Origin of the sequence: Amycolatopsis lexingtonensis, assembly GCF_014873755.1 — a bacterium.
GTDB lineage: Bacteria > Actinomycetota > Actinomycetes > Mycobacteriales > Pseudonocardiaceae > Amycolatopsis > Amycolatopsis lexingtonensis.
The window spans coordinates 5,082,424-5,095,289 of the sequence record NZ_JADBEG010000001.1 but is presented as its reverse complement, the minus strand read 5'-3'; the positions used below and the strand labels follow the sequence as shown (position 1 = coordinate 5,095,289).

Genomic DNA, 12,866 nt, shown 5'->3' with positions numbered 1-12,866 from the left:
CGGGAGAGGAAACGCGGTATGGCCGTCGAGGTCGGTTCTGAGGCCCCTGACTTCACGCTCAACGACTACAACAAGCAGCCGGTCCAGCTGTCGTCCTTCCGGGGCGACAAGCCAGTACTGGTGGTCTTCTACCCGTTCGCGTTCAGCGGCATCTGCACCGGCGAGCTCTGCCAGCTCCGCGACGAGTTCGCGGACTACGACGGCAAGGGCGTCCAGGTCCTGGGCATCTCGGTCGACACGCCGTTCTCGCTGAAGGCGTGGGCCGAGAAGGAGGGCTACCAGTTCCCGCTGCTGTCCGACTTCTGGCCGCACGGCGAGGTGGCCAAGGCCTACGGCGTGTTCAACGAGCAGGCCGGCCTGGCCGTGCGCGGGACGTTCTTGATCGACACGTCCGGCGTGGTGCGGTTCGCCGAGGTCAACGCGCCCGGCGAGGCGCGCGACCAGCAGGGCTGGAAGAAGGCCGTCGCCGAACTGACGGCTTGAGGTTTTCCCCGGCGGTGGTCCCCAGGTGGGGGCCACCGCCGGCGGGGCGCATAGCTCAGCGGAAGAGCACTCGGTTTACACCCGAGCGGTCGCAGGTTCGAACCCTGCTGCGCCCACCACTCCGGCTTTTGCCGTAACGCCCGCGCGGACCTTGGAGACTTGTTCCAAGGGATCGACTGCGTGAGGGGGTGCGGGCGGTGCCTGCGGGGAAGCCGTCACCTCGGCGGGTGTTCCTGAGCCACACGAGCGAGCTGGGTGAGCTGCCCGAGCCGCGCTCGTTCGTGGCGGCCGCCCAGGCGGCGGTGGCCGCGGCCGGGGACGCGGTGGTGGACATGGCCCACTTCACCGCCCGGGACGTGACACCCGAGCAGCTCGACCGGGAAATGCTGGCCGACGCGGACGTGTACGTCCTGATCGCGGGCTTCCGCTACGGCACGCCGGTCCGGGACCGCCCGGAGGTGTCCTACACCGAGCAGGAGTTCCAGATCGCGACGGACGCGGGCCTGCCGCGGCTGGTGTTCGTGCTGGCCGAGGACACCGAGGGCCCGCCGGCGTTGTTCCGGGACCTGCGGCACGGCGCCCGGCAGGAAGCCTTCCGGCGCCGGCTTCACGACAGCGGGGTCGCCGTCACGAAGGTGTCGTCGCCGGGGCAGCTGGAGACGAAGCTGCTTCAGGCGCTGACCGAACTCCGCCGTCCCCGGCAGCAGTCGATGCCCGCGGGCCGGATCTCGAACATCCCCGCCCGGAGCGTCAGCTTCACCGGGCGAGACGAGCTCCTGACGCGGCTTCGTGAGGCGTTGTGCGCGGGCCGGCCGGCGGTGGTGCAGGCGATGAACGGGATGGGCGGGGTCGGGAAGACCACGACGGCGATCGAGTACGCCCACCGCTACGCCGACGAGTACGACGTGGCCTGGTGGATCCCGTCGGAAGATCCGGGCCTCGTCGCCGGTCACCTGGCCGACCTAGCCCAGGCGCTGAACCTGGCCACCGGCCAGGATCCGCCGGACGTCGCCCTGGCGCGGCTCCGCGGTGCGCTGCAGTCGCGCGGGCGGTGGCTGCTGGTGTTCGACAACGCCGAGGGCGCCGCGTCGCTTCGGCGGTTGCTGCCCGGCGGGGACGGGCACGTCGTCATCACCTCCCGCAACCCCGAATGGGACGACGTCGGGGCGGCGTTGCCGGTGCGGGAGTTCACCCGTGCGGAGTCGGTCGAGCTGCTGCGATCGCGTTGTGCCCAGCTCACCGATCTCGACGCCGGTCGCGTCGCCGAAGCCGTGGGCGATCTGCCGTTGGCCGTCGACCAGGCCGCTCGCCTCCTGGCGACGACCGGCTGGACGGCTGACGCTTACCTCGAGCTGCTGGCCCAGCGCACCGAAGAACTGCTGGCTCGCCACGGAAGCGGCAGCAGCTACCCGGTCTCGCTGGCCGCGGCGTGGGCGGTGTCGTTCGACCAGCTGGCCCGGGACCACCCCGCCGCGTTGAACACACTCACCCTGGTGGCTTGGCTGGCTCCCGAGCCGGTGCCGCTGACCTTGCTCACCCACCAGACCGGCGAAGCCGGAGCCGCGGCGCGGGACCCGCTGGCCTTCGCCGACATCACCGCAGCCCTGCGTACGCGCGGCATGGCCGACGTCACCACGACGACCATCCAGCTCCACCGCGTTCCCGCCGCACTGCTGCGCGCGCGGACTCGGCGGGACATCACGATGGAAGACGATGAGGATGCCACCTGGCCCGTCACCGCGATCCGTCTGGTGTACGCCGGGCTACCCGAGAGCCCGCCGAGCAATCCGTCGGGCTGGCCGCAATGGCGAGCGGTCCTGCCGCACGTGCTTTTCGTGTGCGATCCCGCGTACGCGCGGCAGTTGGCGACCCCAGAGGTGAGCCACCTTCTCGACTGCGCCGCGACCTACGTGCACAGCCACGGCGATCCCCGTGCGGCCTTGCCACTGACCCGGCGTGCCTACGAACGGCACAAGGACCTGCTCGGCGACGACCACCCGAGCACCCTCGCCTCCGCCAACAACCTCGCGGTCGTGCTGCGGGACTTGGGCGAGCACCAGCAGGCTCGGGGATTGCACGAGGACACTCTCGCCCGGTGGAGGCGGGTGCGGGGTGACGATCACCCCAGCACGCTCGTCTCGGCTAACCAGCTCGCCTCCAGCCTCAGGTCGCTGGGTGAGTACCAGCAGGCTCGGGACTTGCACGAGGACACCTTCGCCCGGTCGAAGCGGGTGCGGGGTGACGATCACCCGAGCACGCTCATCGCAGCCCACAACCTCGCGGCCGACCTGACACAGTTGGGTGAGCACCAGCAAGCTCGGGAGCTGCACGAAGACACTCTGGCCCGTTGCAAGCGCGTCTTGGGCGACGACCACCCCAGCACCCTCATCTCGACCAACCAACTCGCCTCCAGCCTCAGGTCATTGGGTGAGCACCAGCAGGCTCGGGACTTGCACGAGGACACCTTCGCCCGTTGCAGGCGCGTCCTGGGAGATGACCACCCCGATACCCTCATCGCGGCCAACCACCTCGCTGCCGATCTCAGGGCGTTGGGCGAGTTCCGGCGGGCTCGCGAGCTGGACGAGGACACCTTCGCCCGTTGCAGGCGCGTTCTGGGCGATGATCATCCCGAAACCCTCGCATCCGCTGGCTTCCTCGCCGCTGATCTCTGGGCGTTGGGCGAGTTCCGGCGGGCTCGCGAGCTGGACGAGGACACCTTCATCCGCTCGAAGCGGGTCCTGGGCGACGATCACCCCGACACCCTCGCCGGTGCCCGGAACCTCGCCGCTTATCGAAAGCTTGCCGAGCAAGCGCCGGAATGACGGGATGTCCGGTTTTTCACCCGGCCATCGCGGCTTCCGGAACGGGTGCCGAGCGCATTGTCCGGACCAGCACCGCCAGGCCGATGAACAGCACTGCCGCGATCACGCCCGTCACGTTCAGGGCCGTCGTGAACGCTTCCTTCGCCTGGGCCGCCAGCTCCGGGCGCGTCACGTCCACCGCGAGCGTCGAGCCGGTCGGGAAGACGGCGTGGTAGATCGCTGTTGCCGTCAGGCCGATCAGGGCCAGGCCCAGGGAACCGCCCAGGTAGTTGCCGGTGTCTGCCATCGAGGCCGCTGAACCCGCTCGCTCCGGCGGGACCGAGCCCATCACCAGGCCGATGCCCAGGGCGAACAGCGGGCCCGTGCCCAGGGTCAGGATCGCGATGGCCGCCATCACCAGTGCCGGGCCGTGGGTGACGACCAGGAGGAGGCTGCCCGCCGCCGAGATGAGGAGGCCGCCGGCGATTGCGGTGGCTGGGGAGAGCCAGCGGGTCAGGGTGGGGGCCGTCATCGTGCCCAGTGCCACGCCGAGGCCCATCGGGGCGAACAGGACCGCCGAGAGCAGCGGGGAGTAGCCCAGGACGCTCTGCAGGTACTGCGTGACCAGCAGGCCGACACCCGCCATCGCGACGCCCGCGAAGACCAGGGACACCAGGACCGCCGTGAAGGGGCGGTTGCGGAACAGGCGGAGGTCCAGCAGCGGGGATGCCGTCGTCAGCTGGCGGTGGGCGAACGCCGCGCCGAGGAGGGCGCCGGCGGCGATCGCGGTCAGGGGCAGGAGCAGCGAGCCCGTGGTCAGCTGCTTGAGGCCGAACACGATCAGCAGCACCGCGGCCAGGGAGAGCGCGACGCCGGGGAGGTCCAGGCGGCCGGAGGCCGGGGCGCGGAACTCCGGGAGGAGGAACGGGCCGGCGGCCAGCAGCACCGCCACCGCCGGGACGGCGACCAGGAACACCGAGCCCCAGCTGAAGTGCTGGAGCAGGAATCCGGCGAACACCGGGCCGGCCGCGCCGCCCGCGAACTGGCACGTGGCCCAGATGGAGATGGCCTTTCCGCGCTGGCGGCCGTCGCGGAACATGTTGGTGATCAGGGCGAGTGTCGACGGCATCAGCGTCGCCCCCGCCACGCCGAGCGCGCCGCGGACCACGATGAGCATCTCCGGGCTCGTCGAGAACGCGGCGACGATCGAGAGGATCCCGAAAGCCGCGCCGCCGGTGAGCAGCAGCCGCCGGCGGCCGATGCGGTCGCCGAGGGTGCCCATCGTGATGACGAACCCGGCGACCACGAAGCCGTAGCTGTCGGTGATCCACAACTGCTCCGTGGCGCTCGCCCCGAGGTCGGCGCTGAGCTGCGGCAACGCGAGGAACAACGAGGTCATGTCCATCGCGACGAGCAGGGTGGGCAGTACCAGCACCGCCAGGCCCAGCCACTCCCGCCGTCCGGCCGGCTTGTCCATTTCGACTCCTTCTCCGTGGTCGGTCACACCAGGAGGTCGGAGCCGGTCGCGGCGACCGGACACGGTGCCCCGAAGTTTTTTTCGGCTAGCGTCGGCAGGGTGAAGATCATCGTGCTGGGAGCGACCGGGCTCGTCGGGCGGGCGGTCGTCGCCGCCCTCGGAACGCGGCATGACCTCGTCGCCGTTTCGCGCACGTCGGCGGTGAGCGCCGACCTCCGGGAACCCGCGACGCTCGACGCGCTCTTCGGCGCCGGTGCCGACGCCGTCGTGTGCTGCGCCGCCAACGTGCCGCTGCGGCCGCTGGTCGGGCTGACCGACGAGCAGGTGCTCGACGACCTGCGCGGCAAGCTGCTCGGCCAGGTCGCGCTCGCCCGGCGGGCGGCCGCGCACCTGACCGACGGTGGCTCGATCACGCTCACCGGTGGCACGTTCACCGAGCCGATCCCCGGAAGCGGGCTCGGCGCATTGGTGAACGCCGGGCTCGAAGGGTTCGTTCATTCGGCCGCCGCGGAGCTGCCGCGGGGGGTGCGGATCAACCTCGTGAGCCCGGGGTGGATCAGCGAGACCCTCGAGGCGATGGGCGAGGACGGTGCTCGCGGGACGCCGGTGGCGGTCGTCGCCGAGGCTTATCGCGGGCTCGTCGAAGGGGATGCCACCGGCAGCACTGTCGTTCCCCGGTAGCCCGGCTCAGCGTGGGTGCGCGCCGAGCCGGGCTACCGGGATGCCGGGGGCCGAAGGTGGCCGGCTGACGCCCGTCGGTAAGCCGCGAGGTGGTGGGTGTTTGCCCCCGCTTCGGTCGCCGGGTCGCCGCCGTCGGGTGGGCCGGGGCCCGCAGGTGGCCGGCGGCCGACTTGCCTTGGTGACCGGGTCGGCACCTGCGGTGAGGCTGGATCAGGCCCCCAGCCCCCGGCCTCCACCCCCTTGCCCACCGGCCCCCGGAACCCCTCCCGCGGCAACCCCGGTCAGCGCACCACGAAGCCCACGTCGTTGTTGGGTTTGTACTCGTCCGGCCAGACCGGAATCGGGTCGGTCGACAGCGTGCTCCCCAGGCCGCCGTGGAAGTCGGAGTCCAGGTACCACTCCGTGGCCGCGTGGAACTTGGTCGCCGTCAATCCCGGTGGGGGAGTGGTGCGCAGCTTGTACGTGCCCTGCGGGACGTCTTCGAAGTAGTAGTCCTCACCGCCCGTCGTGGTCACCGTGCGGTTCAGCAGTCCTTCGTACGCGCTCGGTCCCACCAGGGAAATCTGCGTTTCCCGGCGGGGTTCCGTGCTCTGGCGGATGCCGTCGCCGTTCGTGTCGTCCCAGGCCCGGCCGTGGATGCGGGCGCCGATCTGCGCGAACTCGTCGTACCCGGACCAGTACTGCTCCGTCAGCGTCCGGTCGTGGGTGCTCGAGCTGATCGACCGGTAGCCGTCGTCCGGCGCGTGGATGCTGTAGTCGCCCAACGGCAAGCCCGTGAACGAGTAGCCGCCTTGGGCGTCGGTGACGGTCACGTAGTCCGTCGCCGGGCTGACCAGGTGCGCGATGACCTTGGCGCCCGCCCGGCCGGGGTCGCCCGGGTCGTGGCTGAAGTCGCCGTCGCGGTCGAACCAGACCAGCCCGTGCAGCTCCCCGATGTCCGCCGCCGCCGCGGCCGGGCCGGCCAGCACGCCCGTCAGCACCGCGGCCACCGCGCCCAGAACCGCCGCTCTTCGCCGGAACTCCATGGTGGATCCCCCTTCGCCGGCCGCCCCATGCCGCCGGTGGAAGGAAGCTACCGCGAGGCACCGACAGTTTCGGGATCCCAGGCGTGACCGGCGAAAGCCTCGTCCAGCGGCGCCTGGATGAGCCGGTTCGCGTACGTCGAAACCGTGTACGTCCCGATCCCCAGCACCACCTCCAGCGCGTTGCGCGGGGTGAACCCGGCCGCCACGAACTCGGCCAGCGACGCGGGCAGGACGTCGCCCGTCGTGTCCATCACGGTCAAGACGAACCGCCGCAACGCTTCCAGCCGCGCGGACGGCAGGGGAGCCTGCGCCCGCAACGCCGTCACCAGCTCCGGCGGCGCCGACAGGGCTTCCAGCGACGCCGTGTGCATCGCGACGCAGACGTGGCAGCCGTTGCGCGTGGCCACCGTCATGATCAGGACTTCGCGCTCCAGCGCCGGCAGCGTCGTGGCCTCGAAGATCGCGTTGAGCTTGAGGAAGCCGTTCAGCGTCTCCGGCGACGTCGCCATCCGGGCGACGGCCGGGGGAACGTGGCCGAACTTCTTCGCGGTGGCCGCCATCGTCGGGCGGGCGGCGGGGGGTGCAGACTCCGGGGTGTGATCGGGGAACAAGACGTCTCCAGACGTATTATCGACAACGTGGTTGTCGAAACAGTAAACCTGGTTGTCGAAAAGGGCAAGGGGTAATGGCCGAACCACCCGGCTACGAGCTGCCGTTCCTGCTCTTCGGCGGCTTCCGCACGCTCATCGACCGTCTGCACGCCGAGCTCGCGCGCCAGGGCCACCCGGACGTCCGCCCGTCGTACGGCTTCGCCATGCAGGCCATCGGCGTCCAGGGCGCGACGGCGTCGGAGATCGGCCGCCGCCTCGGTGTGTCCAAGCAGGCGGCGGGCAAGACCGTCGAGCGCCTGGAAGCACTCGGGTACGCCGAACGCGCCGACGACCCCGCCGACGCGCGGCGCAAGATCGTGCGGCTCAGCGCGCACGGCATCGACGCGCTCACGAAGTCGGCGGAAATCTTCGACGACCTGCGCGCGGAGTGGGCGCGCGCGGTCGGCGCCGAGCGGATCGGCGCGCTCGAAGCCGACCTGCGCAAGGTCGTCGGGCCCGCGGCCTACCGCCTGGACGCCGCGGGGTGGTTCACGAGCTAGAAGCCGCAGCCCGGGTCCGGCGCGTCCTCCGATAGGGGGCTGCCCGCCGGCAGCACGTACAGGACTTCGAGCACCAGCGGCGTCGATCCGAGGTTGCGGCCGATGTGCACCTGGTCGGGCTTTTCGCTGAACGCGCGCCCGGTGCCGAAGATGCCGTCGATGCTGCAGTCGGCCAGGTTGTGCGTCAGCGTCCCGGCTTTGACGTACGCGTAGAGCGTGCCGTCGTGGAAGTGCCAGCCGGTGTAGCCGCCGGGCTGGATGGTGATCTCCCGCAGCGTGTAGTCGGTGTGGCCGACGGTCTTCTGGGCCAGGATGGTGCCGGTGACGCCGCTGCCGGGCGTCGCGGACGCGGTCCCGGGCAGCAGCGCGAGAGCCAGTGCGGCGGTGGCGAAGATCGTGCAGGTCTTGCGCATCGGGCAGTACTCCTCACGACGAGCGCAGGGTGCGCCGCACCATCTTGCCCGATTCCGTGCGCGGCAGGCGATCGGTGAAGTCGAACCGCTTCGGCGTCTTGAACCCCGCCAGCGCGGCACGGCAGTGCTCGGCCAGCCGCGCGGCCAGCTCGTCGCCCGGAGCGACGCCGGGCACCGGTTCGACGACGGCGACCACGCGCTGCCCCCATTCGTCGTCCGGCTCGCCGATCACCGCCGCGTCGGCGACGTCGGGGTGGGTGAGCAGCCGCGCCTCGACCTCGGCCGGGTAGATGTTGACCCCGCCCGAGAGGATCAGGTCGGTGCGGCGGTCGAGCAGGAAGACGCGGCCTTCGCCGTCGCGGTACCCGAAGTCGCCGACGGTGATGAACTCGCCCGACCGGTTCGCCGCGGTCTTCTCCGGGTCGCCGAGGTAGTCGAGCGCGGTGTGGGCCGAGCTGAACCAGATCGTGCCGGGTTCGCCGCCGGGCACCACGGCGCCGTCGTCGTCGAGGATCTTCAAGCGCACGCCGGGCAGTGGCCGTCCCACGGTGCCGGGCGCGGCCAGCCACTCGGACGCGGTGACGCCGCAGATCAGCCCTTCCGAAGCGCCGTAGTACTCGTGCACCACCGGGCCGAGCCAGCCGATCATCCGTTCCTTGACCTCGCGCGGGCACGGCGCCGCCCCGTGGATCACGCTCACCAGGCTCGAGAGGTCGTACCGCGCGCGGACGTCCTCGGGCAGCCGCAGCATCCGGTGGAACATGGTCGGCACCAGGTGCGTGCTCGTGACGCGGTGCCGTTCGACGAGCCGCAACGTCTCTTCGGCGTCGAAGCGGTCCATCAGCACCGCGCTGTGCCCGAGGTGCATCGCGTTGACGGCGAACGAACCGGGCGCCGCGTGGTAAAGCGGGCACGCCACCAGGTGCACGCCCGTCCCCGGGTGAACGTCGAACATCGCCAGCAGATTCCGGTGGATCGGGTGCAGCGACGGCGGTTTCCCGCTGAGCGCGCGCCGGACGCCCTTGGGCCGCCCGGTGGTCCCCGACGTGTAGAGCATCGTCTGGCCCGCGGTCCGCGGCTCGGGCGGCGACGACGGCTCGTCCTCGCCCCAGGTCGCGTAGTCGCCCCAGCCCTCGGCCGGGCCGATCGAGAACCGCGGCACGTCGACGTCGCATTCCCGCGCGATGTCCGCCTCGGCGACGACCACCCGCGCGCCGCTGTTCGCCACCACATAAGCGATTTCGGTGGGCGACGACCGGTAGTTGACCGGCGTGAAGTACATCCCGGCCTGCAGCGTCGCGAACAGTAACTCGAAGTACGGGAGTCCGTTGTGGACGATCGCGACGACGCCGTCGCCCGGCTCGAGCCCCAGCCGGCGCAGCGCGTGCGTCAGCCGGTTCGCCCGCGCGGCCAGCTCGCCGAAGGTCGCGGCGGTCCCGTCGGGCGCGAGCACCGCGAGCCGGTCCGGGTACTGCTCGGCGACGTCGAAGAAGGTGCTCACGCACCGCACGCTACCGGGTACCGTGCGACGCATGGACGCGGACGTTTTCGGGCAGGTCCTCGGCGCGGTGCGGGAGTTCGTGCGCAAGGAGGTCGTGCCGCGCGAGGCGGAGATCGACGAGCACGACGAGATCCCGGCCGGAATCCGGGACAAAGCCGCCGAACTGGGCCTGTTCGGCTGGGCGCTGCCGGAGGAGTACGGCGGCCTGGGGCTCGGCATGGCCGAAGACGTCCGGCTGGCGATCGAGCTCGGCTGGACGACGCCCGCGTTCCGGTCCCTGTTCGGCACCAACAACGGCATCGCCGGCCAGGCGATCGTGCACTACGGGACGCCGGACCAGCGCACCCGCTGGCTGCCGCGGCTGGCGGCGGGGCAGGCGATCGCCTCCTTCGCGCTCACCGAAGCCGAGGCCGGGTCGGATCCGGGCGGCCTGACCAGCCGCGCGGTCCGCGACGGCGACCGTTACCGGCTCTCGGGCACCAAGCGGTTCATCACGAACGCGCCGCTCGCCGAGGTCTTCGTCGCCTTCGCGCGCACCGACCTCGACAGCACCGGCAGCCGCGGCATCTCGGCGTTCCTGGTCCCCGCGGGGGCGGACGGCGTCACGGTCGGCCCGCACGACACCAAGATGGGCCAGGCCGGCGCGTGGACGTCGGAGGTGGTCTTCGACGACGTCGAGCTGCCGGTGGACGCGCTGGTCGGCGAGGAGGGCAAGGGCTTCGGCATCGCGATGGCCTCGCTCGCCCGGGGCCGGCTGCACATCGCGGCGCTGTGCGTCGGCATGGCCGAGCGCGCGCTCGCCGAAGCCGTCGAGTACGCGCGGACCGCGCGCCAGGGCGGCCGGACGATCGGCGAGTACCAGCTGGTCCAGGCGCTGCTCGCGGAGTCGCACGCGGAGCTGGCGGCCGGCCGCGCGATGGTGCACGAAGCCGCCGCGAAGTACGACTCGGGCGAGGACCGCAAGCTCGGCCCGTCGTCGGCGAAGCTGTTCTGCACCGAGATGCTCGGCCGGGTCGCCGACCGTGCGGTGCAGGTGCACGGCGGGATGGGGTACGTCCGCGGCGTGACCGTCGAGCGGATCTACCGGGACGCGCGGCTGTTCCGCATCTACGAGGGCACCAGCGAGATCCAGAAGCTTGTGATCGCGCGGCAGCTGCTCAAGGACTGAAGTTGCGCTGGAGTTCACTCCAGCTCTTACCGTGGCAGCATGACCACCGCACAGCACAAGATCGGCTCCGGGTTCGGCGCCGAGACCACCGCGGCCGAGGTCGTCGCGGGGATCGACCTGACCGGCAAACTCGCGATCGTCACCGGCGGCTACTCGGGCATCGGCCTCGAGACCACGCGCGCCCTGACGGCCGCGGGCGCGCACGTCGTCGTCCCGGCCCGGCGCCGCGCCACCGCGGAAGAAGCGTTGCAGGACATCGGAAACGTCGAGGTCGACGAGCTGGACCTCGCCGATCTCGAGAGCGTCCGCGCGTTCGCCGAGCGCTTCCTCGCCACGGGCCGGGAGATCGACGTCTTCATCGGCAGCGCCGGGATCATGGCGCTGCCGGAGACCCGCGTCGGACCGGGCTGGGAGGCGCAGTTCGCGACCAACCACCTCGGCCACTTCGCCCTGGTGAACCGGCTCTGGCCCGCTTTCGGCGACGGCGCCCGCGTCGTGTCGGTGTCCTCGCGCGGCCACCACTACGGCCCGGTCCGCTTCGACGACCTGAACTTCGAAACCGGCTACGACAAGTGGCTCGCCTACGGCCAGGCGAAGACCGCGAACGTCCTCTTCGCGGTGCACCTTGACCGGCTCGCCCGTGATCGCGTCCGCGCGTTCGCCCTGCACCCGGGCCGGATCCTGACCGAGCTCGTGCGCCACCTCGACCGCCAGGAGCTGATCGACGCCGGGATGGTCGACGCCGAAGGCCGGGTGACCGGCGGCGCGAAGACCACGGAGCAGGGCGCCGCGACGCAGGTCTGGGCGGCGACGTCCCCGCAGCTCGACGGCCTCGGCGGGCTCTACCTCGAAGACTGCGACGTCGCGGAACCCGCCGGTGACGTGCGGGCTGGAGTCAAGGACTACGCGATCGACCCGGCACTGGCCGAGCGCCTGTGGACGGTGTCGGCCGAGCTCACCGGCGTCAACGCCTTCTAGAGCTTCTCGACCTGCCGCACCAGCAGGTCGATCTCGTCCTCGGTGTTGTAGTAGTGCACCGAAGCGCGGAGCAGGTCCGGCAGGTCGCGCGCGGTGAAGTCGTACTGGGCCGACGTCCGCGACGACACCGACGTGTTGATGCCGGCCGCGGCCAGCCGCGCCTTGATCTCCTTGGCCGGGGTGCCCTCGACGGTGAAGGTGACGATGCCGCACTGGCGGGCCCCGATGTCGTGCACGCGGGCGCCGGCTTCGGTGAGCCGTTCGCGCAGCGTCGCGGCCAGGGACGTGACCTGGGCTTCGATGGCCGGCAGGCCCCAGTCGAGCGCGTAGTCGATGGCGGCGCCGAGGCCGAACACGGCGGCGAAGTCCCGTTCCCACACCTCGAAGCGCTTGGCGGTCGGGTCGACGACGTACTCCGTCGGCGACTCCCAGCTCGCCGAGTGCAGGTCGAGCATCGCGGGCTCCAGGCGCTCCCGCAGCGCCGGGTGGACGTAGAGGAACCCGGTGCCGCGCGGGCCGCGCAGGTACTTGCGGCCGGTCGCCGACAGCGCGTCGCAGTTCAGGCGGGCGACGTCGAGGTCGAGCTGGCCCGCGGACTGGCAGGCGTCGAGCAGGAAGGGGATCCCGGCGGAGCGGGCGATCGCGCCGATCTCCTCGGCCGGGTTGACCAGGCCGCCCTGGGTGGGGACGTGGCTGACGGCGATCAGCTTGACGTCGTCGCCGACGCGCCGGCGCAGCTCTTCGACGTCCAGCTGCCCGGATTCGTCGTCGCCGATCACCTCGACGACCGCGCCGGTGCGCTTGGCGACCTGAAGGAAGGCGATGGCGTTGCTGGCGTACTCCGCGCGGGAGGTGAGGATCCGGTCGCCGGGGCCGAACGGCAGCGCGTAGAAGACCGCCTGCCACGACCGCGTCGCGTTGTCGGTGAGCGCGATGTCGTCGGCTTCGGCACCGACCAGCCGCGCCGCGGACGTGTAGACGGCGGCGAGCTTGTCGGACGCCTCCGCGGCTGCTTCGTAGCCGCCGACCAGCGCTTCGTGGCGCAGGTAGTCGACGACGGTGTCGGTCACGACGGACGGCGGGAGCGCGGAGCCCGCGTTGTTGAAGTGGACCACCTCGGCACAGCCGGGGGTCTCACGGCGCGCGCGTTCGACGTCGAAGGTCATGCCCAACTGAATACAGTAGTTCA

General features: G+C 71.3%; 12 protein-coding genes and 1 tRNA gene. 7 read left to right on the top strand and 6 right to left on the bottom strand.

Annotated features, from left to right (window positions below):
- Positions 1–18 precede the first annotated feature (18 nt).
- The 3 genes from H4696_RS22760 (at position 19) to fxsT (ending at position 3,305) form a co-directional block, all read left to right on the top strand.
- Positions 19–483 (top strand): peroxiredoxin, encoded by a 465-nt coding sequence (locus H4696_RS22760; protein ID WP_086862655.1) that lies wholly within the window; start codon positions 19–21, stop codon positions 481–483.
- A 44-nt stretch (positions 484–527) separates the two neighbouring features.
- Positions 528–602: transfer RNA gene (locus tag H4696_RS22755), tRNA-Val, on the top strand.
- 108 nt (positions 603–710) lie between these two features.
- Positions 711–3,305: an FxSxx-COOH system tetratricopeptide repeat protein gene (gene fxsT / locus H4696_RS22750; RefSeq protein WP_086865010.1), complete on the top strand. Its 2,595-nt coding sequence runs from the start codon at positions 711–713 to the stop codon at positions 3,303–3,305.
- 16 nt (positions 3,306–3,321) lie between these two features.
- On the opposite strand, the gene H4696_RS22745 is transcribed toward fxsT, so the two are convergent.
- The gene (locus tag H4696_RS22745; RefSeq protein ID WP_086865011.1) at positions 3,322–4,761 is read right to left on the bottom strand and encodes an MFS transporter; all 1,440 of its coding nucleotides are present in this window, start codon (positions 4,759–4,761) and stop codon (positions 3,322–3,324) included.
- 99 nt (positions 4,762–4,860) lie between these two features.
- On the opposite strand from H4696_RS22745, the gene H4696_RS22740 reads away from it, so the two are divergent.
- Positions 4,861–5,442 carry a short chain dehydrogenase gene (locus tag H4696_RS22740; RefSeq protein ID WP_192782485.1) on the top strand — a complete coding sequence of 194 codons (582 nt, stop codon included), beginning with the start codon at positions 4,861–4,863 and terminating at the stop codon, positions 5,440–5,442.
- A 281-nt stretch (positions 5,443–5,723) separates the two neighbouring features.
- Here H4696_RS22740 and H4696_RS22735 read toward each other — a convergent pair whose 3' ends face one another.
- Positions 5,724–6,467 (bottom strand): SdrD B-like domain-containing protein, encoded by a 744-nt coding sequence (locus H4696_RS22735; protein ID WP_192782484.1) that lies wholly within the window; start codon positions 6,465–6,467, stop codon positions 5,724–5,726.
- A gap of 47 nt (positions 6,468–6,514) precedes the next feature.
- The gene (locus tag H4696_RS22730; RefSeq protein WP_086862046.1) at positions 6,515–7,078 is read right to left on the bottom strand and encodes a carboxymuconolactone decarboxylase family protein; all 564 of its coding nucleotides are present in this window, start codon (positions 7,076–7,078) and stop codon (positions 6,515–6,517) included.
- 74 nt (positions 7,079–7,152) lie between these two features.
- On the opposite strand from H4696_RS22730, the gene H4696_RS22725 reads away from it, so the two are divergent.
- Complete coding sequence (locus H4696_RS22725) at positions 7,153–7,617, top strand: MarR family winged helix-turn-helix transcriptional regulator (protein ID WP_086862047.1); 465 nt, start codon at positions 7,153–7,155, stop codon at positions 7,615–7,617.
- Here the strand turns inward: H4696_RS22725 and H4696_RS22720 are convergent.
- Together H4696_RS22720 and H4696_RS22715 are read right to left on the bottom strand one after the other, a co-directional pair.
- Positions 7,614–8,030, bottom strand: coding sequence for a cupin domain-containing protein (locus H4696_RS22720; RefSeq protein ID WP_086862048.1), 417 nt, complete (start codon positions 8,028–8,030; stop codon positions 7,614–7,616). The two genes, H4696_RS22725 and H4696_RS22720, sit on opposite strands and share 4 nt — an antisense overlap.
- Before the next feature lie 13 nt (positions 8,031–8,043).
- Positions 8,044–9,531 (bottom strand): AMP-binding protein, encoded by a 1,488-nt coding sequence (locus tag H4696_RS22715; protein ID WP_086862049.1) that lies wholly within the window; start codon positions 9,529–9,531, stop codon positions 8,044–8,046.
- 31 nt (positions 9,532–9,562) lie between these two features.
- Between H4696_RS22715 and H4696_RS22710 the strand changes: the two genes are divergently transcribed.
- Together H4696_RS22710 and H4696_RS22705 are read left to right on the top strand one after the other, a co-directional pair.
- On the top strand, positions 9,563–10,699 hold the full coding sequence (locus H4696_RS22710; protein ID WP_086862058.1) for an acyl-CoA dehydrogenase family protein: 1,137 nt from the start codon (positions 9,563–9,565) through the stop codon (positions 10,697–10,699).
- A 39-nt stretch (positions 10,700–10,738) separates the two neighbouring features.
- A complete protein-coding gene (locus H4696_RS22705; RefSeq protein WP_086862050.1) occupies positions 10,739–11,677 on the top strand; it encodes an SDR family NAD(P)-dependent oxidoreductase in 939 nt (312 codons plus the stop codon).
- On the opposite strand, the gene H4696_RS22700 is transcribed toward H4696_RS22705, so the two are convergent.
- Positions 11,674–12,843: an aminotransferase class V-fold PLP-dependent enzyme gene (locus tag H4696_RS22700; protein WP_086862051.1), complete on the bottom strand. Its 1,170-nt coding sequence runs from the start codon at positions 12,841–12,843 to the stop codon at positions 11,674–11,676. The genes H4696_RS22705 and H4696_RS22700 overlap by 4 nt on opposite strands.
- Between the last annotated feature and the right edge of the window lie 23 nt (positions 12,844–12,866).